Below are 21,014 nucleotides of genomic sequence, written 5' to 3' on the forward strand. Positions count from 1 at the left end.
AAAAAAGAAAATATAGAAAATTAAGGTAATTTATATTTAATAGTTATTGAGGCAGGAGGTATATGAAAGTTGAATGGCATAAAAAATAAGTTACTTTGGCAGGAATGGGTAATGATACTCATTCGGATTACCTGGATTGTTGCGATTGTTACTTTGACATATCAAGATAACCCAAATTTTCCACTTGAGATTGTTTTTATAAGCACATTTTTGTCTTATGTTATACCTGTCATATTATATAAATTACAAAGTGAATTATATGTAGTAACAGAAATTATCTTAGTAGGGGGACTTTCGCTTTATTTTGCATATACGTATCATTTGGCTCAGTTTTTGTCTCCTGCAATTTTAACGCTTGCATTTTTTTGCCGTGGAAAAGTAAATTTCTATACATTACCTGTAATGATGGTTGTCTCTACATTAGGAGTTTTCTTTAATTTTGGGTTAGATCGCAATAAGCTGCTTCTAAGTATATTTGATGTTCTCTTTATATATGGTGTAGGTCATTTACTACAAAGAGTTGTTTATTCTATGGATGCTATTAAGCAAAAACTGAAATTGATTAAAGATAAGAATGCAATTTTAGAACAATATTCGTCCCAAGTAGAAAGAATCACTTTGCTTGAGGAAAGGGATAGAATGGCAAGAGAATTACATGACACGATAGGATATAAATTTACTTCGGTTATATTGAGTATGGAAACATTAAGGCCACATTTAGCAACCAAAGAGGGAAAAGAAAAGTTACAAGAAATATTAGATATATCACGATCTGCATTAGATAATATTCGAAGACAGGTTCACGAAATGGATCCGCAAGAAGAATCAAGTTTAGATGTGTCTTTATTGAACTTAATAGAAGAGTTTAAAAGTAATACAAATGTTCATGTTGTTTTCCGGACAGTTGGAGAATATTATCCGATTGCCAAGAAATTAAAGAGGACTTTCTGTCGTTGTTTACAAGAGGCAATGACAAATGCAACAAGACATGGGAGCGCAGAAACGATACAAGTTCTTTTACAATATCATAAAAACTATGTGATGCTTCAAATACAAGATGATGGTATAGGGATGGAAGTCATACAAGAGGGATTTGGGTTATCAGGGATGAGAGAACGCCTAAGTGAATATCATGGGAATTTGAACGTTGATTCCACTAAGAATACAGGAACAATTGTGACTTGTTTGATTCCAATCGTACATAAAGAAGAATTATTTGTGCAAGATAAGATTCATATATTAATAGTAGATGATCAGCCTATCATTTCTGATAGTTTAGAGCTTTTATTGGATAAATACGGTTTTCGCGTATCGGTTGCGAATAGTGGGGTACAAGCCTTAAAACAATGTGAAGAAAGGCAGCCTCATGTTGTTCTTATGGATATACAAATGCCTGAGATGAATGGAATTACAACAATGAAGGAAATCAAAAACAGGTGGCCGGATACTAAAATAATTATGGTCACAACTTTTGAGGATACTTTTAGTGTTTCTGAAGCGATTGAAGCGGGAGCAGAGGGATATGTACTTAAATCTGTTCAACCAGAAGAGTTAGTAGCAGCTATTCGATTAGTACATTCAGGTGGGACAATGCTATCTCAGAATGTAGCGACTCGCTTATTTAAAGAATATAGTCCAATACCGAAAAAACTTCCTTATGAATTGACTCGTCGTGAAATGGATGTATTAGGGTGTCTTAAGGAAGGACTTCGATATAAAGAGATTGCAGCAAAGTTATTTTTATCAGAAGGAACTGTAAGAAATTATGCTTCTTCTATTTATATGAAACTGCAAGTCTCAGGAAGAAGAGAAGCAGTAAAAAAAGCGATGAATGAAGCTTTTTTATAAAAAATGTAGAATCTAATTGGGACTATTTAAATTGAAGGTAGTATTTTCAAACGGAAGAAAGATGTATTAGCATATTACAGATGCATAACGGGTACGAATTCGTGGCTCTCCTATTGTATATAGGATCAAGATATGAAAATTAGGAGGAGAAAAAGATGAAACAAGAAAAAGAAGTATTATTACAAGGTAAAATGATGGAAGTACGCGGGAAAAAGCTATATGTGGAGACGTATGGATCCATAGAGAATCCTTCTGTATTGTATCTTCACGGAGGTCCTGGTGAGATGTGTTATGATTTTTCCTATCATCAAGCACATAGATTACAAGATTTTTTTCGACTCATTGCCATTGATCAGCGCGGGGTAGGACGTTCTGAAAAAATTAATCAGCAAGAGCCGTTTGAATTACGAGATCTTATCGAAGACTGCGAAGAGTTAAGGAAGATGTTACAAATTGAGAAATGGTCTGTCATTGGGCATTCTTTTGGCGGATTTTTAGCGCTGTTATATGCAGCAATGTATCCGCAATCTATTCGAAAAATTATTTTTGAAGGACCTACTTTTGATTTTGCATTATCAAGTAGAGCTTTATTAAAAAAGACAGGAATTCTACTAAAGAAGTATGGGAAAGAAAAACAGGGAAACGAATGTATAGCTATTGCAGAAAGTGATGCGAATTCAGTAGAATTACTAGAAGCTTATATAAAATTAAGTGGTGAATTAGAAGAACAAAGAATGGAAATTTATAATTACGTTGAGGATGAAACAGATTATAGTATATATAGTGAGGAAGAATGGGAAGAGTTTTATGATCGTTCCGATATTCATTTTACACGCTTGAAAGAGGAAGGAGAAATTCATCAATCGTTATTATCAAAATTAAAAGATGTGGAGAATCCGATGTTACTAATCATAGGGAAAAACGATGTGGTAACCTGCGAAATACAAATCCAAGCGTTTAACAGAGATGCTCAAAATGGTAAAGTGATTGTCTTCGAAGAGAGTGGTCATACGCCGCACTATGAAGCGGCGGATCAATTTGCAAAAGCTGTGATTGATTTTTTGAAATAGAATAGGAAAAGGTGCTTCATGAAATGAGAAGCACCTTTTGTTCTATATTCAGTTTTTAGGATGAAAGGTTGTAATGTTAGGCCATTTACTTTGCCAGTTCTTTTTTTGTAATCTTTTTTCATACATGTTAGTTCGCTCTTGAGTTTCGAGGAAATGAGATGTTGGCTTTACTTGTAACGTGAGAACATCGTCTATTCCACAAGGAGCTGTTAACACAACGTTATCTCGTTCATCTAACGTAACCCCAAGAGCAGTTGCGGTTTCCGGGAATTTAGAAATTGCATCGACTGAAGATGAATAAGGTGGCATGTTATTGACTACATGCATACGAGCTTGATTTTTCACTGACCATGGGATAGTAGAATCTATACTTTTAAGCTTATTTTCTAATTTTTCTTCGGTAGATTCACTAATATGTAATGGATCAAAATAAATGATATCGATGTCTGGTGTTGGAGTTCTCATTTCATATCCATGAAGAACATCCCAAATTTTAGAACGAACAAATCCAGCACAAACCCACCAGTCAGGTAGCTCTAAAGATTTTGCTATCTGTAATACTTTCATCATCCAAGTATCGTTTTGTATCAGTTTTATAATATCTTGTTCTGTTTGAATATACATTTTTAATCTCACCTTTTGTATAATTGATTTTCTCCACTTTCTAAGGAGAGGATGGCAATCATTTAATGCATAAGTTTAATAATCCACAAAATCCAATGTGCGCCAGGTACAAATAAGAACTGCGCTAATAATGTACCGAGAAATCTTGAAATCATAAGCCAGCCGAACATTTTACTCATTGTATCAGCACCATTTTCTGATTGAAGAGCACGCTCTGTTAAAAGGGCAATGCGCGGATCTAACAGTACAGTTAATAAGATTGTAGCAAAACCATTAACGAGTCCAGAAGCTGTGCTCGCATTCGTTGCATAAGTTGGATTTAAAAAGGAAGCATACAAGGCGGAAAGAACACCCGCTGTATAGATGGCAGTTGCAAACATATTAATTAACATAATACGTTTTGGAATGCCGCCAATTCGCATCCGATGAATCATTTCAAATTTAGGGAAACGAACATACTTTTTCGTATACTTCAATTTTTGTATGTTATTTGTTTTCATCAATCCAATGAATGACCCATCTGTTTCAAAGTTTTGAATTACATAGCCAAACAACTTTGTCAAAGTCGGATATAGAAAAATTGCAAGCAAAGTACCGATAGAAGCTGAGAGTAAAACTAGGCGTATGGTTCGTTCTAAATCAATAGAAGAGTCTAATTTAGCTTGATCGACGATACCACCAAGTAAAAAAGCTTGCAGTAAGTTAGATGTTCGTGCAACGAGTAATACCATCCCAACTACAGATAATGCAACGGCGATCTTTTTTAAACGAACACCAGCTAGCCGAATACTATAAGAGCTTGTTTCGACTGCATGGATGATAATTGTGAAAGCCATTATAAAAATTAATGTTGTCGTCATTTGTTCCACCATTTTTCTCTTAAATTATATTTATAATACAACAGGAACACATTTTTGGGTATATCTATTCGTGGATCAGATTCTGATAGAGAGGTAATAAAATATAATATGCAACTTCTAAAAGAATGAAAATTTTGATAATATAGAAAAGATGGTGATTTTTCTTATAAAATAAAATGAGCGGAGGAGATAAAATGTATACAACATTTCTATTCGATTTAGATGGAACATTAACTGATCCGAAAGAAGGAATCGTAAATTCCGTTTTATTTGCACTACGGAAAATGGGAATAGATGAACCGAACCCAAACGATTTAGATTCTTTCATTGGACCTCCAATCCAACATTCGTTTGCAGATAGATACGGTATGAATGAAAAACAAGTTGAGCAAGCTGTGACGTATTTTCGGGAATATATGCAGCAAAGTGGTCTGTTTGAGAACAGAGTATATGAGGGGATTCCTGATATTTTACAAGAGTTAAAGGATGAGGGGCTGCGTTTATTTATCGCAACTTCAAAACTAACTGTATTCGCAAAGCAAGTTGTAGAACACTTTCAATTAGCTCATTTCTTTGAAGAAATTGTAGGAAGTAATTTAGATGGAACTCGAATCAAGAAAGATGAAATAATTGAGCATATTTTACATACAAACAAAGGACTACAAAAAGAGGAAATTGTGATGATTGGAGATAGAAAGTATGATATGATAGGGGCTAATTGTAATGGGATTGATTCGATCGGTTTATTGTATGGATACGGAAGTGAAGGGGAGCTAAAAGAAGCAGGCGCGACGCATATTGTGAAACATGTCGAAGAGTTACGAAGCTTTTATGTGAAAAATAAAAGTTTAAAAATATAAAGTAAAAGAGGAAAATCCCTTTATAACGAGCGATAGTTAATTCGTTTTCGTTTAAAGGGATTTTTTGTATGTAATAGAATAAGTAATAAATATACTGTTTTAATTATAAAAACTTTGTTAGAAAAAGGGGAGGGATGTCAGTGTTTGAATCGTTATAAAAACGATAGTAATACATAGAAAAAATCCAGAATAAAAAGATTGAATTTTCAATCAAAGGAAGGTGAGAGCATTGGAGCTAGTTATTATTTTATTAGCACTTAGTTTACTTATGTTTGTTGCTTACAGAGGGTTTTCTGTTATTTTATTCGCACCGATTTTTGCTATGTTTGCAGTATTTTTAACAGAATCTAGTTTTGTGTTACCATTCTTTTCGAATATTTTTATGGAGAAAATGGTAGGGTTTATTAAGTTATATTTCCCGGTGTTTTTACTAGGAGCGATATTTGGTAAAGTAGTAGAAATGTCAGGTATTGCGGATTCTATTGCTAAAACGATTATTGAACTAGTTGGTGAAAAACGAACGATTTTAGTAATTGTTTTAATGGGAGCTGTTTTAACGTATAGCGGTGTAAGTGTTTATGTTGTTGTGTTTGCAGTCTATCCATTTGCAGCAAAACTGTTTCGTCAAGCAGACATTCCAAAGCGTTTAATACCTGGGACGATTGTGCTTGGAGCTGTAACATTTACGATGGATGCTTTGCCAGGATCACCACAAATTCAAAATGTGATTCCGACGACATTTTTTAAAACTGATATTTATGCAGCACCTATACTTGGAATTATAGGAGCAATCTTTGTTTTAACATTAGGGTTAATCTATTTAGAGAGTCGGCGCAAGAAAGCAAAGGCAGCAGGAGAAGGCTATTTTGGTTTTGATGATGGAAATTCTGAAATGGCAGCATCTCTAGAGTTAGAGAAAAAGGGAAATGTTTCTTTTCAAAGTATTGAAATTTCAAGAGTACAGCAAGTAGTTGCATTTATACCTCTTATTTTAGTGGGGGTTATGAATAAAGTTTTTACGATGACTATACCGAAGTGGTATCCAAATGGTTTTGATTTCTCTTCAATTGGAATGAAAGCATTTGGAAAAGTTGAGTTAAGCGCAGTGCTTGGAATTTGGTCTGTAGAATTAGCACTTATTATGGGGATTATAGCAACACTTTTATTATATTGGAAACGTGTTGTGACGGGATTTCAAGCAGGATTGAATACAAGTATTGGGGGCGCATTGCTTGCGACGATGAATACAGGAGCCGAATTTGGCTTTGGAGGTGTCATTGCAGCTCTTCCAGGATTTGTAATTATGCGTGATAGCATTTCTGCAACATTCACTAACCCACTCGTGAATGGAGCAGTAACAACGAATATTCTTGCTGGTATTACAGGTTCAGCTTCAGGAGGTATGGGTATTGTTTTAAGCGCCATGGGCGATAAGTTTATTGCGGCAGCTGAACAATACAATATTCCACTAGAGGTTATGCATCGCATTGTCTCAATGGCATCAGGAGGAATGGATACACTGCCACATAACGGAGCAATTATTACAATCCTTACTGTTACAGGGTTAACGCATAAACAATCGTATCGCGATATATTTGCGGTTACAGTGTTAAAAACGGTTGCTGTTTTTTTAGTAATAGCATTTTACACTTTAACCGGAATCTATTAAAATGTTATAAATTATTTTCTATAGTAAGAGGAAATAGCGAAATAAAGTGGAATAGTTAACTTGGTAATTTATGTTGTAGAAACTTCACATTATAAAATATTTATTAGCGAAAGAAGGGGTGAAGTACTTGCAAGAAATCGCGGAGTTTCGTATGCCAAAGACTGTTTTATATGGGAGAAATTCGCTTGGGAAATTAGGAGAACAAACGAGTAAATTTTGGAAAAAAGCTTTTATTATCAGTGATTCTAGCATGGAGAAGCTTGGTTATATTGAAGAATGTATAAAACAGCTAAAGGCGAAAAAAATAGAAGTTGTTACATATACAAATGTGAATGCCGAACCGACAAATGTTCATGTTTTGGAAGCGCTATCGATTTGTGTAGAATCAAATTGTGATTTCATCATCGGCCTTGGGGGTGGGAGTTGCATTGATGCGGCAAAAGCAGTAGCAGTACTGTTTACAAACGGTGGAGAGATTGAAGATTATGTTCAAAATCATATAGAAATAGAAAAAGAACCATTACCGCTTATTGCAATTCCGACAACATCTGGTACGGGATCGGAAGTGACAAGTGTTGCTGTTATTACGAATAAAAAAACAGATGTAAAAATGATGATTAAGCATCCAAGCTTTACGCCACAAGTAGCGATTATTGATCCAGTATTGACGCGTTCTGTACCACCTCATATTACTGCAGCAACTGGAATAGATGCATTATGCCATGCAATAGAAGCTTATATTTCTAGGTTTTCACAACCACTCAGCGATGTACTTGCGCTTTCAGCAATCGGAAGTATTATGAAATATTTACGTATCGCTTATGAAGATGGAGAGAATATGGAAGCAAGAGAAGTGATGATGATTGCCTCCTTACAAGCGGGTATCGCCTTTTCAAACGCATCGGTTGCGTTAGTTCATGGAATGTCTCGTCCAATTGGGGCACTATTTCATGTACCTCATGGTATATCAAATGCGATGTTATTACCAGCTGTTTTAGATTTTACAAAAGTTTGTTCGGTCAAGAGACTTGCAGATATCGGACGCCACATAAATCCAGAATTACATTCACTTTCTGATGAAGAGATGGCAAATCATACAATTGTTGAAATAAATAGACTTTGCTCCAATCTTCATATTCCTAATCTAAAAGAATACGGAATTGATCAAATTGAATTTGAAAATGCCCTTCCAAAAATGGCGAAAGATGCACTTGCCAGTGGGAGTCCAAGTAATAACCCTCGCATTCCATCTTATCATGAAGTGAAAAAATTATATCGTATATGCTTTGATTATCAATATGAAACTTCTGTAATTGATTTATAAAATTTCTGAATTTTCTTCGAGTATTTCCGTGGAAATTAGTTTAAATTTATATAAACAAGACTTTAGAAAAAATATCTAAAGTCTTGTTTTATTGTATTAAAAATATCTATATATACACCAATTACAAAGTCGACATAAACCCTCTCTTTTAGGATGGGAGAGAGCATCTGGCCATGCATAGAAGCGGTCAGGTCCTTTTTCTGCCACATGCGAAGTAAAAACAGAATGAGCAAACGAGTGTAGGTTACTTTGTATTCTACATAGCAGGGATTTAGATGTCGAAAAATTAAAATGGATTTATATAATAAATAGTTGTTAAATATTGATTGAATTGTTGGGTAATTTAGTAATTGGTATTATCGATGGAATGAGCTGGGAGTCTTCTTCTGAGTACTACCAAATTATAAATGAAGAAGTAAAAAAGAGATTAAGTGGATTACATTCAGTGAAAGTAAAACTATAATTTTATTATGTAAATACTAATGGTCATATAGATGGAAAACTTTCAGAAAATATTTTATAATGTAAGTGGTTACAAAAAGGAGGGGGATGAATGTTTTCACTTCAGCCAATTGCTTTTGTACATAATGAAAGAAAGTTGATAAAGGATGACGAGTGGGGAGAAGTGCAATCGACTATTGCATTAACGGACTCTTTTTCGGAAGAAAGTATACAAGGAATTGAGAGTTTTTCGCATATTGAAGTAATCTTTTATTTTCATAAAGTGACAGATGAACAGATTCAATATGCAGCGAGACATCCTCGAAATAATAAGGAATATCCGAAAGTAGGTATTTTTGCGCAGCGTGGGAAAAATCGTCCCAATCGATTAGGAGCAACAATTGCGAAAATGGTAAAACGAGAAGGGAAATCAATTGTAGTTGAAGGATTAGATGCAATTGATGGTACTCCTATATTGGATATAAAACCTGTTATGAGAGAATTTGTACCGAATGAAGAAATTATACAGCCCGAATGGGCAACGAATATTATGAAAGAGTATTGGAAAGGGAGCGGAGTAAAATGAAAATATATGAAGCAACAATTGCAGATTTAGATGGATTAGCAGATGTATTTAATAATTATCGTGTATTTTATAGCCAAGAATCAAATGTAGAAGAAGCGAAAGCATTTTTGCGTAATCGTATAGAGCGAAAAGAATCTGTCATTTTTGTAGCTGTTGAAGATGGAGAATATCTTGGATTTACCCAATTATACCCTTCTTTTTCATCTGTTTCGATGAAGGAATTATGGATTTTAAATGATTTATTTGTACAAGCTAACAAGCGCGGAGCAGGTACTGGAAAGAAATTGTTAGAAGCAGCTAGAACTTTTGCATTAGAAAATGGTGCAAAGGGTTTGAAATTACAAACAGAAATGGATAATATTTCAGCCCAGCGATTATACGCTGAAAATGGATATTTGAGAGATAATCGTTATTTTCACTATGAGCTAACTTTTTGAAAATGAATACATATTAAGAGCCCAGCATACAAGATTCGTATACTGGGCTTTTTTATTGTTTCAATATCCATTTTACAGCTTCCTCAAAATTCGCGGCAATGTAACTCGGGTCAATATGAGCCCATTTATCACGATAGGTATGCAGGGCGTCGTATCCAGCACCTGTTTGGACTAAGATCGTTGTTGCATGAACATTTGCACCCGCAACGATGTCAGTCCAACGATCACCAATGACGATACATTTGGTTAAATCGAGCCCATATTTTTCTGCGGCTTGTAAGAGCATGCCTGTACTTGGTTTACGGCATCTACATCCATCTCCATGCCTGTGAGGACAAAGGTAGACATCATCAAAACCGAATGCTTCTAATTCTTGAATAAAGTCATCTACAGTTGCTTGTCCATCGGCAATACCAGGTTGGTTTGTAAAGGAAAATAGTTTTATATTTTTTTCTTTTAGTGCAAGTAAGGAGTTTGGTGTAAATGGAAACAAGGTAAATTCCCCTGGATAATGTATGGTTGTATCTCCTCCAATTGTTCCATCACGGTCGATAAAAATAGCTTGAATGTTTGTCATAGTAATAGTTCCCTTCAAATAGTAAATTAAAAATATTTCACAAATCGATATCCGTTTACTTCATATCCTAATTTCTTATAGAATGGGTGAGCTTCTGTTCGTTGAGTACCACTTACAAGCCACGTTCCAATACAATTATGCTCTTTCTGTTTTTACTTCGCATGTGGCAGAAAAAGGCCCTGACCGCTGCTATGCATGGCCAGATGCTCTCTCCCACCTAAAAAGAGGTGGTTTTATGTCGTTTTTTTAAATTGATGTATATATATCGTTTACAGTGGCTTTTCGAATGTGAAATGTCATACAACCAACTCCATATGTAATAAATTAAGAATCTCAAACTTTAAATATTCTGTAAAATGATAGCTTTTCCTTCTTTTAAAATCGATAATCATTGAAATAGATGTATAAAGTGATATTTTAGAAGGGAGTATGCTATAATTTTCCTGGAGTTTATTGTAAGTTGGAAGAGGGGAAGCAATTTGTTACAAGTCCATATTCGCTCAGCGGGTTATGAAACAGGAAAAAAAACAATCCATGATATAGCATTTTCAATTGAAAAAGGTGAATTGGTTGCACTCATTGGTGCAAATGGTGCTGGGAAAAGTACGACAATTAAATCAATACTTGGTTTACTTGCAAATATGGACGGTGAAATATCGTTTGGTGAAAAGAACAATCCATATGCATATGTGCCAGAACAGCCAACTTATTATGATTATTTAACATTATGGGAACATATTGAATTGTTAATGGCTGCACGCGGATGTGAAGTAGGAAGTTGGGAGAAAAGAGCAGAGGAATTATTACATATGTTCCGAATGGAAAAGCATAAACATGAATATTTATCCAAGTTTTCAAAAGGTATGAAACAAAAATCAATGCTCATTCTCGCGTTTTTAACAGAATCAGATTTTTATATTATCGATGAACCTTTTATTGGCTTAGATCCAGTAGCGACACAAGATTTTTTGAACTTTTTATATAAGGAAAAAGAGCGTGGAGCAGGAATCTTACTTTGCACGCATGTACTTGATACAGCGGAAAGAATTTGCGAGCGATTTTTACTTATTTCACAAGGTACATTAGTAGCGAATGGCCATTTAGAGACGATCCAATCATTAGCACAAATGCCAGGAAGTCGATTATTAGATTGTTTTGATGCAATCGTAAGGCGGGAACAACATGATGAAACAACAATTTTATAAGCGCTTGCGTCATGAATGGCAAAGAAAATGGAAATCAATTCGTTCTGTAACGGATTGGACAGTAGCATTATATTTTGTTATTCCATCAATTATATTTAGTGGTATTTATTATCGTTCTTTATGGAAAAGAGAGTTATCTGCGGAAGAATCAGTTTATTTTTTACTCGGTTTGTTTACATTTTGTTTTATTACATACTCAAGAGGAACGCGTTCGTTTTTTGAACAAGCAGATAGTTTGTTTTTAATTCAACATCCAGTACATATGAAAAAACTAATGAAATATGGGATATTGTATACATGTATTCGAATTGCTATAACAAATATAGCTGTGACATTAGTTCTGTTACCTATATTTATTAAAAGCATGAATGCGTCTATTTTACAAGTTGTATCATTTTGGGTATCCTTTACTGTTTTTCGATTTATGTTATCACTATTAGTAAGGTATATTGATGTACGCGGGGGAAAGCGATGGGTATTATGGATTGTAAAGATCGTACTATTTTGCCTTAGTTTTATTTGTGTTGGTAGTGGTGTGTTTTTAGGATTCAAAAACCTAGCTTATTCAATACCATTTATTATTGTATTACTTATAAGTAGTGTAGTTTTAATAAAGGAAAAAATGAATTATCAGCGTTTCTTTTTTAAAGAAGTTGAAAAAGAAAAAACAGAGAGTATGCGCTGGACGATGGAAATTATGCAATTTAGCGGTCAAGTAACAAAGCAAAGTACGAGTTCGAAACCATGGTTGTTTCCACGATCGAAACATATACTTGGAAATAAAGCCGATTCGCGTATTATTGAATCATTTTTAAAAGAATATTTTCGATCGGGTGCTTCTTTAAGTTTTTATATTAAAATTATTTCCATGAGTGCAGTCTCTATAAAAATTGCGCCTTGGTGGATTGCGCTTATTATTATTGTATTTTCTTGTGTTGCGATTGCACGTTATTCAGGCGATCAATGGAATGAGTTTACGAAAAAAATGTTTCTTCAATTATATTGTGAACAAGGGAAATTAATATGGTTGAGGAGTAGAGCAGAAATGTATCTATTTATTCCAGCTGTATTCATATATGGGACGGTAATACTTGCTCAGTTTTATTTATTACCAGCTATAATCATAGGGATTGCTATAATAGTATTAATTGGATGGATTGCATTTACACCTTGGAAAATTTATGTAAAATAAGTCTTGCGGGAAGCTTTTGATACATTCCAATATAAATCTTAGAAATTTCATATGTTTCACCAGACTGTAATTGGTCAATAAATTGCTCTATATCTAGTTGAGTGTACTCAGAATGCTTTTTTATTGTTGCATTCTAAGAAGTCTTCAGTACTTAAAAAAATTAAACAATTGATTTAACGGGTATAATAATTTTGTTATCATTTATGAATAGATAATATAACTCCTTGGAAAGGTACCTTGCAGCAGGGGGACCTTTTCTTTGCACCCTCTTAAATAATTTCACATACCATAATTGAAATAAAAAATTTATTTTTGTATTTAAGGGGATTTCATGCTAAGAATATTTTAATAGTACCAGAAGCAAACCTTTACCTATATAATGTATTTTTTAATTCCTTATCTAATAATTGTAGTTTTTCTGTAAGACTCATTGAAGACACAAAAATAGCCAGCCTTTTATGAGTACTTCATGAAAGGCTGGCTATGGCCGAAGTGCCTCTTTTTTAGTCTGTAATGGACTGATAAATAAAATATAATAGAACAAAAATGCTTATGGCGGAGTACATGACATCTAGTGTCACAAAAATTCCTCCTCAAATTTGATGTACTTATATTGTATGAAGTCGTACAATTTCATATTCAAGGGAAAAATATGTGAACGTTAATAAATTTGTAAAGTGCAAAAATTATAATCATTTTGTATAATGGAAGAAACAACCGTTATATAAAGTGAAAATATAATAAGTGAAAGGGGAGGAAATGAAAAATGCCAAATTGGTTTAGAAAGACCTTAGTCGCATTAATTACCGTATTTACATTTGGCTTAGTGACGCCTCCTTCTATTTTGCTGGATAATGCAAAAGCAGCGGACAAGCCTACAAGTACAAGGCAACAAAATTTGGAGCAGACGTCCTATACATATGAAGAAAATCGAGAAAGGTTAACCACAGATACCTTTATCACCTATGCAATGCAAGAGGCTGAAAAACAATCTATGCAAAAGTTTGGTTCTAAAATTGGTCCTGTTATTGAAGATGAGTTTAAAGATATTATTTTACCTAAAATAGAAGAGGCAATTGCTGAACTTACAACAGATGTACCTGAAGAATCATTACAATCATTAGCAATTTCACAGAAACCAGCAGGCGGTAATAACGAAAAGATTTTTCATGTATATGATACGAAAACAGGGAATGATTTACTACGTTTCCATGTAAGGCGGGATCATCCACCACAAGATGGATATTATTTTAATTTTCACTATCATAGCTTCGATGACGGATATATAGCGCATCATGAGTTAGGGGACATTTATTGGAATACGAACGTACCGCCGAAATGGTTGTCATAATGGAAAGAACAAGAGAAAATCTTGTTCTTTTTTATTTGTATTAAAGGTGAAGTGCACTGTATTGTTGAATAAAATATGTTTAGATGAAAAAGAAGCTAGGGGAGTATGTGTAATGCAAAAATACATTGTTTTTGACTTTGACGGCACGTTAGTAGATTCACAAAATATATTTGTTCCGATTTATAATCAACTCGCTGAGAAGCATGGATATAAAACGATAAGTGAGGAAGAGATTGAGCCTTTACGAAAATTATCTATTCCTGAAAGGTGTAAAAAGCTTCATGTACCTCTGTATAAACTTCCTATATTAGCATTAGAGTTTTATAAATTGTATCAACCTGCTATAAAAGACCTTGTTTTATTTCATGGGATGAAGGATGTATTAGATGAATTACATGAAAAAGGCTATGGAATAGCGGTCATATCTTCAAATTCAGAAGAGCATATTAAGGCATTCTTGCATAACAATCAAATAGAAAATATTGAAGAAGTATATTGTTCTAAAAATTTGTTTGGTAAAGATAAAATCATCAAGAAATTTTTGAAAGAAAAAAAGTTAACAGAAGCTGATATGTTGTATGTTGGTGATGAACAACGAGATATAGTTGCGTGTAAAAAAGCTGGTGTAAATGTCATATGGGTTGGATGGGGGTATGATGTGTTAGAGACGGTAAAAGAAGATTCCCCAGATTATATGGTGAATACACCGAATGAAATTTTACATGTAGTTGCATCTGTCTATTAAAATGACAGAAGGGAAACGAAGGGGATGAAGCAGTTTGAACCTAGTATCCATCATATTGAATTTTGGATAGAAAATTTAGAGGACTGAAATTAGTATCCCGTATTCGATTGGACAAATTCAAGGTTATTTTAATGGGGAAATCCCAGAAGAGTTTTGGAGGTTATATTCTGTGTACGTAGGCATGACCATCTTTTCATCGGTTGTATGGTCTTTAAGGGTAGCGCCGCACATATTAGATGACATGTTGGAGCGTCTTTATGTTACTTTAGAAGATCATAAAAACTTCGAATTATTGCAGCCGACATGGTTTCAACCTGAAATGATTTATATGAACAATAGTTGAACAGCGAATGGTAGGTGTGAATTTACACCTACCATTAAAAATTACCATTCACTATCATTTAATAGATATAAAGCTGTTTTTAAATCTACATCTTCCTCTATATGCTCAGGAGTCCATGGAATATATAGGTGCGGTTGTATTCCGATTCCAGACATTCCTTCGCCTTTATCCACAATGGAAAGCCTTGAGGTAGGATAATAAAGTGCAAATGTATCATCCCATTCCATCACGGCTAAATTAGAATAATCATTTACACCAGCTGTTGGGCGTCCGATTACTTTCACTTTAGATGATTTCTTGCATGTTTCTACAAAGGAATCGCCAGAGCTTACACATGTTACATCTGTTAATACAACTACTTTACTGGGTGTTTCTCGTCCGTGTATTTTTAATGTTTGTAGTTCGGGTGGTAATCCAGATGTATCAAATGTAACGAAACCTTTATTATAATTCTTTTTTAAATCATGGATAAACATATCGGAAAATAATTTTGAAACGTCATCTAGAGATTCTTGATTTTCTATTTGAAAGTTTTTCATTCGCAAATCATAGTTTCGTTTTGTATGATTTAGTTGCATTGTATCTGGAGAATCGAAAAGGGGAATTTCTTTATCTTCAAATAAATAAGGAAGTAAGTTGAAATAAGAATCATCACTTCCACCACGATTTTCTCGAACATCGATAATTAAATTTGGAAAAGAGTCTAGTTCATGCTTATGGTTAACAATTAATTGATTGATGGCTTCAGCATTTCCGAAATCTGTTAATTTCATTAACAGTGTATCGTGATTATACTTTTCTAATGAATAGATAGGTACGTATTCACTTGGCAAATATTTTTGTAAAGAGATCGTTGTGATGTTTCCAACTTCATCTATTATGTCACAACTTAATGATTTGGATAAAATATGTCTCCATTTTTCACGTTCATATGTACTCTCTGATAAATATCTTTTATATTTTATTAATAAATCAGGGATTTTTATATGATCTAACGCAATAATTACTTGCCCTTTTGTTACTCGTTTTTCTTGGCCAACTGCTGTAATATATAATCGGTCTTCATATCTTTTCACTTGAAAACCAACACTGTTAAGTGGTTGCTCATTAGAAATAATTCTGAAAAACATATGATCATCTTTAAAGTCAATTAAGTAGTCTTGTACAATTTCGGCAAATTGAAATGGTGATAACTCTCCTCGTTTCTCTAATTTTTCAATCTTATTTAAATATGTAGTAGAATCGTCCCATCCTTTTTTATCAATACATCCTGAATAATCGTGATGAGTAATTGAAACAACTTCTCTAAAAATTTCTGTGTACATAGCTGTTCCTCCTGATAATTTATTTAATCGAATAATAGAATAGTATTCTTCATTATGCTGTTTTTTCCTTTATTCTTCAGAATGTTGGGGAAAGAGGAGTTAGGAGATTTTTGATTTTGGAATTATTTATCGGGAAATCGATATACTTTGTCGAAGCGTTGATATATTTGAATTTATGCCGATATAATTTCATTTACCATTTCTCCATCATAAGAAATTCTCTTTCTTGTTCATTTTGTAACACTTTTTTCAACAGAATCAAAAATAGAGGAAAGATATTCTTCCCTCTATCATTAAGAATTCTTATTTTACTTTTGTAAATGTAAGAGGTTGAGTACTTAAAGTAGCTGGTACATGTAATTGGAGAGTTGGAAATTCCCCGCTCACATTCATTTCATAAGCAAACAACAGATTCATTTTCGTTTGGAATAAGTTAACTGGTGCAGAGAATATATCGTAATGATGATGTTGCAATGGAATGTCCATCTCCATGAATTGTACATATAGCTTTTCATTTTCTTTATACACTTGTAATGTTCCGTAAGCAGGATGTTCAAATGTTCCAGTGTAGTCTTCTAATGTGTGGGAAGGTACAGTCCCTTTTATTTGCTCAGGAAGAGATTCGGTTGCTTCTTTCATCATTTCTTTTATCTTTTCAGTATCTTCTACAGCACGTTTATGCCAGTCAATTGTTTCTAATCCGAGAAGCTCGTCATAAATTTGGGTTGCAAGATAAGTAGGGAGTAATGTACTTCCAGAGTTCGTTAGTATGACAAGTCCTATATTTTCTTTCGGCATGAATGAGACAAGTGCAGTAAATCCATCGATATTTCCACCGTGATGAATTACTTTATAACCGCGATAGGCACTAATAAACCAACCAAGTCCATAGCTGTTTAATGGAGATTCAGGAGTTGATAAAAATGGTTGATCAGGAATTGTATTGTGCGGTGTATACATTTGTTGTAATAATTCAGAAGAAATTAATTCGTGATCTCCAGATTTCCCCTGATTTAAATGGAGAAGTACCCATTTTGCCATATCTTCAATTGTAGAGTTAATACATCCAGCAGCCCCAACTGTATCGATATTTCGGAATGGAATTTCTTTTATCTCACCATTATCTTCAATATAAGGTAATGCGTAGTCATTCGTATTTTGCGAGTCCGTAACAGAGAAGTTCGTTTGTTGCATGTGAAGAGGCTCTAAAATATGTTCCGTCACGTATTGTTCCCATGTTTGGTTTGTGATGCGTTCTACCATATAGCTGATTGTTGCATACATTAAGTTGTTATATAAGAATGCTGTGCGAAATGGTGCATCAAGTGATAAATGTTTTATTTTTTCAACGATATCTTTTCGAGTTAAGGAAGAGCTGTACCAAAGGGCATCATGACGGCTTACTCCAGTACGGTGAGAAGCTAAATCACGCCCTGTAATTTGTGAGCTAGCGAATATATCAGATAAGGAGAAGTTAGGTATATATGATTGAACGGGAGTATCCCAATCAAACTTTTTTTGCTGTGCTAATAGACTTAAAGAAAGCGTACCAAATGCCTTTGTCGCAGACCCAATTGCAAAATGTGTTTGCGGTGTAACAGCTTCTTTTTTCTCTACATTACGATAGCCAAATCCCTCTGAAACAATGACTTCCCCATCTTTTATAATTGCTACAGCAGCCCCAGGAACACGTAAATCTTTCATCATTTTTTCAACTGTCTCTTGTAATGTATTTAAAACAGGAGTTTCAATTTTAGACATACCTCTAACCTCCAAATATAATTTTTACCTTCCGCACTATACTTTCTGTAATAGAAAATAAAAACCTTTTAAAATATTGAAAGTTAATAATTTTGTAATAATAAATGAAATTATTATTTATTTAGAATTTTATTTTTATTATAATTAATTTAGATAAAAAATGAGAGGAGAAGGTGAAGAAGTATGCTAACGATAAAGAAAACGCTTTGTGATAATAAAGTTAATCCGATAGGGATAGATTCAAAAGTCGTAAAAATTAGTTGGCAACTGAAATCTAATAGACGAAATGTTATACAGAGTGTATATCAATTGCAAGTAGCGGCTGATATGGAATTCCAAACGCTATTATTTGATTCTCATAAAGTAAAATCAGATCAAAGCTTACATATGCCAATAAATTCGTTCCAATATAAAGCGGAAACACGTTATTTCTACCGAGTAAAGGCGTGGGATAATCAAGGAGAGGAATCAGCCTGGTCAGAAGTTGCTTTCTGGGAGACTGGATTGCTTATGGGAGAAAACTGGGAAGGGGAATGGGTTGCTTCCCAAAAAGAAAGAACACAAGTTATGTCTTTTAACAAAACATTTCATGTTGAGAAAATAGTAAAAAGAGCGCGATTGTATATTACAAGCTTAGGGTTATACGAAGCTTGTTTAAACGGGGAGCGTGTAGGGGATTATTACTTTACTCCTGGATGGACGAGCTATGATAAACGAATACTGTATCAAACTTATGATGTAACAAAAATGCTCCAAAGTAAGCAAAATGATATTTGTGTATTAGTTGGAAATGGGTGGTTTAAAGGGCCGCTTACAATGCGTGGTGTACGTAATAATTATGGAAATCAAGGTGCAATAATTGCCCAAATTCATATAACATATGAGGATGGAACAAAAGAAAAAATTGTAACAGATGAAACGTGGAAAGTAACAAAAAGTCCGATTTTGTATTCAGAAATTTATAATGGGGAAGTTTACGATGCTAGATTAGAAGAAATTGAGCAAGAAATAGAAGATGTGAAAACGATAAACCATTCAAAACAAACCATAGTAGCACAAGAAAATGAGCCAGTTCGTCAAATGAAGAGAATAAAACCAATTGCTATTTCAAGGCTGCAAAATCATGAGTGGTTAATTGATATGGGGCAAAATATGGTGGGATGGGTACGTTTTACAATCCATCATGCTTATGCCGGGCAAAAAGTAGAACTGCATCATGCTGAAATATTAGATAAAAACGGTGTTTTTTATACAGGGAATCTTCGAAAGGCAAAGCAACAAATTGTGTATATTGCGAAAGGTGAAGAAATAGAAACATTTGAGCCTCATTTTACGTTCCAAGGCTTTAGGTATGTGAAAATAAGTGGTTTAACTCACCGACCTGAAATTGAAGATTTTGAAGGAATTGTTTTGCATACTGATATGAAGAGTGCGACACAATTTGAGACATCCAATTTACTTATAAATAAGCTACACCATAATGTAGAATGGGGACAGCGCGGGAACTTTCTTGATGTACCAACAGATTGCCCGCAGCGTGATGATCGGCTTGGATGGACGGGAGATGCACAAGTGTTTATTGGAACAGCGACGCAAATAATGGATGTGCAATTATTTTTTAAAAAGTGGTTGGAAGACTTATTGTTGGATCAAAATAAAAATGGTGCAGTTCCGCTTGTTGTTCCAGATGTGTTTGGAAAGCGTGAAGACTTCAATCTTGATACTTCAGGTGGATGGGGAGATGTAGCAATTATTTGTCCTTGGGTGCATTATTTACATTATGGAGATGTAGCGATTTTAGAAAATCAATATGAAAGTATGAAAAAGTATATAGATTATATAAGAGTACAAGGAGAAAATGAGTACATTTGGGATACTGGATATCATCTAGGGGATTGGCTTGCCTTAGATACAAAGGAAGGGATATATGAAGGTGGAACAGATAAACATTTCATTGCAACAGCTTTCTATGCCTATTCAACATCAATATTACAGCAGATTGCAGCTATTTTAGGAAAACGAGAAGATGAGCAGTTTTATGAAAATTTGCACATGAATATAGTAAAGGCGTTTCAAGATGAGTTTGTTACACAAAATGGAAGACTAACTTCTGATACGCAAACTGCACATGTATTAGTACTAATGTTTGATTTAGTAAATGATAAAATAAAGAAGAGGGTATTAAAACGATTGATTGAGCTACTAAAGGAAAATAAATATCATTTAACAACTGGATTTATAGGTACGCCGTATTTGAATTTGGTACTAAGTAAATTCAATCGTCATGACCTTGCATGTCAGCTTCTATTTCAGGAGGGTTATCCCTCTTGGTTATATCAAGTGAAAAAAGGGGCTACAACAATTTGGGAACACTGGGATGGAATAAAAGAGGACGGTACACTTTGGAGTGACGATATGAACTCTTACAATCATTATGCGTATGGCTCCATTGCAGACTGGATTTATCGATACGTCGTTGGATTGGAAGTAGATGTGATGAAACCTGCATATAAACATTTTTATATTCAGCCGCATTTTAATTCTAAGTTAGAGTGGATAAAGGTAAGGCGTGAAACAGCTTATGGAGAAATTAAAATTGAATGGCGTATAGAAGCTGAACAAGCAATATTAAATATTTCTGTGCCAACTAATACAACGGCAACGTTGCGAATAGGGGAAGATCAATGGAAGCCATTACATACATTAGAAGAGAAATTAGGATCGGGCGATTATGAATTTAGATTTTGTAAAAACATAAATGCATTCGCAGAATTCTGTTAATTATAGAAATGTTTT

General features: G+C 34.1%; 17 protein-coding genes and 4 pseudogenes. 14 read left to right on the forward strand and 7 right to left on the reverse strand.

Features of this window, described 5'->3' with window-relative positions; genetic code table 11:
- Positions 1 to 69 precede the first annotated feature (69 nt).
- Positions 70 to 1,848 (forward strand): response regulator, encoded by a 1,779-nt coding sequence (locus ACIQ7L_RS13795; protein WP_400569908.1) that lies wholly within the window; start codon positions 70 to 72, stop codon positions 1,846 to 1,848.
- A 155-nt stretch (positions 1,849 to 2,003) separates the two neighbouring features.
- Positions 2,004 to 2,918, forward strand: coding sequence for an alpha/beta fold hydrolase (locus ACIQ7L_RS13800; protein ID WP_400569910.1), 915 nt, complete (start codon positions 2,004 to 2,006; stop codon positions 2,916 to 2,918).
- A gap of 48 nt (positions 2,919 to 2,966) precedes the next feature.
- Here the strand turns inward: ACIQ7L_RS13800 and ACIQ7L_RS13805 are convergent, their stop codons facing one another.
- The gene (locus ACIQ7L_RS13805) at positions 2,967 to 3,542 is read right to left on the reverse strand and encodes a nucleotidyltransferase family protein (RefSeq protein WP_400569912.1); all 576 of its coding nucleotides are present in this window, start codon (positions 3,540 to 3,542) and stop codon (positions 2,967 to 2,969) included.
- Between the two features lie 62 nt (positions 3,543 to 3,604).
- Positions 3,605 to 4,402 carry a lipid II flippase Amj family protein gene (locus tag ACIQ7L_RS13810; RefSeq protein ID WP_335359757.1) on the reverse strand — a complete coding sequence of 266 codons (798 nt, stop codon included), beginning with the start codon at positions 4,400 to 4,402 and terminating at the stop codon, positions 3,605 to 3,607.
- 194 nt (positions 4,403 to 4,596) lie between these two features.
- On the opposite strand from ACIQ7L_RS13810, the gene ACIQ7L_RS13815 reads away from it, so the two are divergent.
- From ACIQ7L_RS13815 to ACIQ7L_RS13840, 6 genes and pseudogenes are all read left to right on the forward strand, one after another.
- Positions 4,597 to 5,262 (forward strand): HAD family hydrolase, encoded by a 666-nt coding sequence (locus tag ACIQ7L_RS13815; RefSeq protein ID WP_400569914.1) that lies wholly within the window; start codon positions 4,597 to 4,599, stop codon positions 5,260 to 5,262.
- A 229-nt stretch (positions 5,263 to 5,491) separates the two neighbouring features.
- The gene (locus ACIQ7L_RS13820) at positions 5,492 to 6,931 is read left to right on the forward strand and encodes a GntP family permease (protein ID WP_400569915.1); all 1,440 of its coding nucleotides are present in this window, start codon (positions 5,492 to 5,494) and stop codon (positions 6,929 to 6,931) included.
- Between the two features lie 118 nt (positions 6,932 to 7,049).
- On the forward strand, positions 7,050 to 8,255 hold the full coding sequence (locus tag ACIQ7L_RS13825; protein ID WP_400569917.1) for an iron-containing alcohol dehydrogenase: 1,206 nt from the start codon (positions 7,050 to 7,052) through the stop codon (positions 8,253 to 8,255).
- A 367-nt stretch (positions 8,256 to 8,622) separates the two neighbouring features.
- Positions 8,623 to 8,715: pseudogene (locus ACIQ7L_RS13830) on the forward strand (aspartate racemase); the annotation flags it as partial.
- A 93-nt stretch (positions 8,716 to 8,808) separates the two neighbouring features.
- Complete coding sequence (locus tag ACIQ7L_RS13835; protein ID WP_400569919.1) at positions 8,809 to 9,282, forward strand: SAM-dependent methyltransferase; 474 nt, start codon at positions 8,809 to 8,811, stop codon at positions 9,280 to 9,282.
- The gene (locus ACIQ7L_RS13840; RefSeq protein WP_400569921.1) at positions 9,279 to 9,719 is read left to right on the forward strand and encodes a GNAT family N-acetyltransferase; all 441 of its coding nucleotides are present in this window, start codon (positions 9,279 to 9,281) and stop codon (positions 9,717 to 9,719) included. Before ACIQ7L_RS13835 ends, ACIQ7L_RS13840 begins: the two co-directional genes overlap by 4 nt.
- A gap of 52 nt (positions 9,720 to 9,771) precedes the next feature.
- Here ACIQ7L_RS13840 and ACIQ7L_RS13845 read toward each other — a convergent pair whose 3' ends face one another.
- Complete coding sequence (locus ACIQ7L_RS13845) at positions 9,772 to 10,296, reverse strand: HAD-IIIA family hydrolase (protein ID WP_400569923.1); 525 nt, start codon at positions 10,294 to 10,296, stop codon at positions 9,772 to 9,774.
- Between the two features lie 26 nt (positions 10,297 to 10,322).
- A pseudogene (locus ACIQ7L_RS13850) lies at positions 10,323 to 10,442 on the reverse strand (GNAT family N-acetyltransferase); the annotation flags it as partial.
- A 333-nt stretch (positions 10,443 to 10,775) separates the two neighbouring features.
- Between ACIQ7L_RS13850 and ACIQ7L_RS13855 the strand changes: the two are divergent.
- On the forward strand, positions 10,776 to 11,501 hold the full coding sequence (locus ACIQ7L_RS13855) for an ABC transporter ATP-binding protein (RefSeq protein ID WP_400569925.1): 726 nt from the start codon (positions 10,776 to 10,778) through the stop codon (positions 11,499 to 11,501).
- On the forward strand, positions 11,479 to 12,693 hold the full coding sequence (locus tag ACIQ7L_RS13860; RefSeq protein ID WP_400569927.1) for an ABC transporter permease: 1,215 nt from the start codon (positions 11,479 to 11,481) through the stop codon (positions 12,691 to 12,693). The genes ACIQ7L_RS13855 and ACIQ7L_RS13860 overlap by 23 nt, the downstream gene beginning before the upstream one ends.
- Here the strand turns inward: ACIQ7L_RS13860 and ACIQ7L_RS13865 are convergent.
- A pseudogene (locus tag ACIQ7L_RS13865) lies at positions 12,671 to 12,826 on the reverse strand (IS4 family transposase); the annotation flags it as partial. The gene ACIQ7L_RS13860 and the pseudogene ACIQ7L_RS13865 sit on opposite strands and share 23 nt — an antisense overlap.
- A gap of 633 nt (positions 12,827 to 13,459) precedes the next feature.
- Here ACIQ7L_RS13865 and ACIQ7L_RS13870 point away from each other — a divergent pair.
- The 3 genes and pseudogenes from ACIQ7L_RS13870 to ACIQ7L_RS13880 all read left to right on the forward strand — a co-directional run.
- The gene (locus ACIQ7L_RS13870) at positions 13,460 to 14,044 is read left to right on the forward strand and encodes a YpjP family protein (RefSeq protein WP_400569929.1); all 585 of its coding nucleotides are present in this window, start codon (positions 13,460 to 13,462) and stop codon (positions 14,042 to 14,044) included.
- A gap of 112 nt (positions 14,045 to 14,156) precedes the next feature.
- Positions 14,157 to 14,789, forward strand: a complete 633-nt coding sequence (locus ACIQ7L_RS13875) for an HAD family hydrolase (RefSeq protein WP_400569931.1) — start codon at positions 14,157 to 14,159, stop codon at positions 14,787 to 14,789.
- A gap of 85 nt (positions 14,790 to 14,874) precedes the next feature.
- Positions 14,875 to 15,132: pseudogene (locus tag ACIQ7L_RS13880) on the forward strand (aminoglycoside phosphotransferase family protein); the annotation flags it as partial.
- 41 nt (positions 15,133 to 15,173) lie between these two features.
- Here ACIQ7L_RS13880 and ACIQ7L_RS13885 read toward each other — a convergent pair.
- Together ACIQ7L_RS13885 and ACIQ7L_RS13890 are read right to left on the reverse strand one after the other, a co-directional pair.
- Positions 15,174 to 16,457, reverse strand: a complete 1,284-nt coding sequence (locus tag ACIQ7L_RS13885; protein WP_400569932.1) for a S41 family peptidase — start codon at positions 16,455 to 16,457, stop codon at positions 15,174 to 15,176.
- 303 nt (positions 16,458 to 16,760) lie between these two features.
- A complete protein-coding gene (locus tag ACIQ7L_RS13890; RefSeq protein ID WP_400569934.1) occupies positions 16,761 to 18,218 on the reverse strand; it encodes a serine hydrolase in 1,458 nt (485 codons plus the stop codon).
- A gap of 183 nt (positions 18,219 to 18,401) precedes the next feature.
- Here ACIQ7L_RS13890 and ACIQ7L_RS13895 point away from each other — a divergent pair, with 183 nt between their 5' ends.
- Positions 18,402 to 20,999 (forward strand): alpha-L-rhamnosidase, encoded by a 2,598-nt coding sequence (locus tag ACIQ7L_RS13895; RefSeq protein ID WP_400569936.1) that lies wholly within the window; start codon positions 18,402 to 18,404, stop codon positions 20,997 to 20,999.
- Positions 21,000 to 21,014 lie beyond the last annotated feature (15 nt).

Origin of the sequence: Bacillus sp. NPDC094106 (assembly GCF_044764345.1) — a bacterium.
GTDB lineage: Bacteria > Bacillota > Bacilli > Bacillales > Bacillaceae_G > Bacillus_A.

What these genes read in the sequence shown, in the direction of transcription:
- ACIQ7L_RS13800 (WP_400569910.1), top strand. Translation starts at nt 2,004, where the DNA reads ATGAAACAAGAAAAAGAAGTATTATTACAAGGTAAAATGATGGAAGTA.
- ACIQ7L_RS13890 (WP_400569934.1), bottom strand. Translation starts at nt 18,218, where the DNA reads ATGTCTAAAATTGAAACTCCTGTTTTAAATACATTACAAGAGACAGTT.
- ACIQ7L_RS13805 (WP_400569912.1), bottom strand. Translation starts at nt 3,542, where the DNA reads ATGTATATTCAAACAGAACAAGATATTATAAAACTGATACAAAACGAT.
- ACIQ7L_RS13845 (WP_400569923.1), bottom strand. Translation starts at nt 10,296, where the DNA reads ATGACAAACATTCAAGCTATTTTTATCGACCGTGATGGAACAATTGGA.
- ACIQ7L_RS13815 (WP_400569914.1), top strand. Translation starts at nt 4,597, where the DNA reads ATGTATACAACATTTCTATTCGATTTAGATGGAACATTAACTGATCCG.
- ACIQ7L_RS13895 (WP_400569936.1), top strand. Translation starts at nt 18,402, where the DNA reads ATGCTAACGATAAAGAAAACGCTTTGTGATAATAAAGTTAATCCGATA.
- ACIQ7L_RS13875 (WP_400569931.1), top strand. Translation starts at nt 14,157, where the DNA reads ATGCAAAAATACATTGTTTTTGACTTTGACGGCACGTTAGTAGATTCA.
- ACIQ7L_RS13840 (WP_400569921.1), top strand. Translation starts at nt 9,279, where the DNA reads ATGAAAATATATGAAGCAACAATTGCAGATTTAGATGGATTAGCAGAT.
- ACIQ7L_RS13870 (WP_400569929.1), top strand. Translation starts at nt 13,460, where the DNA reads ATGCCAAATTGGTTTAGAAAGACCTTAGTCGCATTAATTACCGTATTT.
- ACIQ7L_RS13885 (WP_400569932.1), bottom strand. Translation starts at nt 16,457, where the DNA reads ATGTACACAGAAATTTTTAGAGAAGTTGTTTCAATTACTCATCACGAT.
- ACIQ7L_RS13810 (WP_335359757.1), bottom strand. Translation starts at nt 4,402, where the DNA reads ATGACGACAACATTAATTTTTATAATGGCTTTCACAATTATCATCCAT.
- ACIQ7L_RS13860 (WP_400569927.1), top strand. Translation starts at nt 11,479, where the DNA reads ATGATGAAACAACAATTTTATAAGCGCTTGCGTCATGAATGGCAAAGA.
- ACIQ7L_RS13835 (WP_400569919.1), top strand. Translation starts at nt 8,809, where the DNA reads ATGTTTTCACTTCAGCCAATTGCTTTTGTACATAATGAAAGAAAGTTG.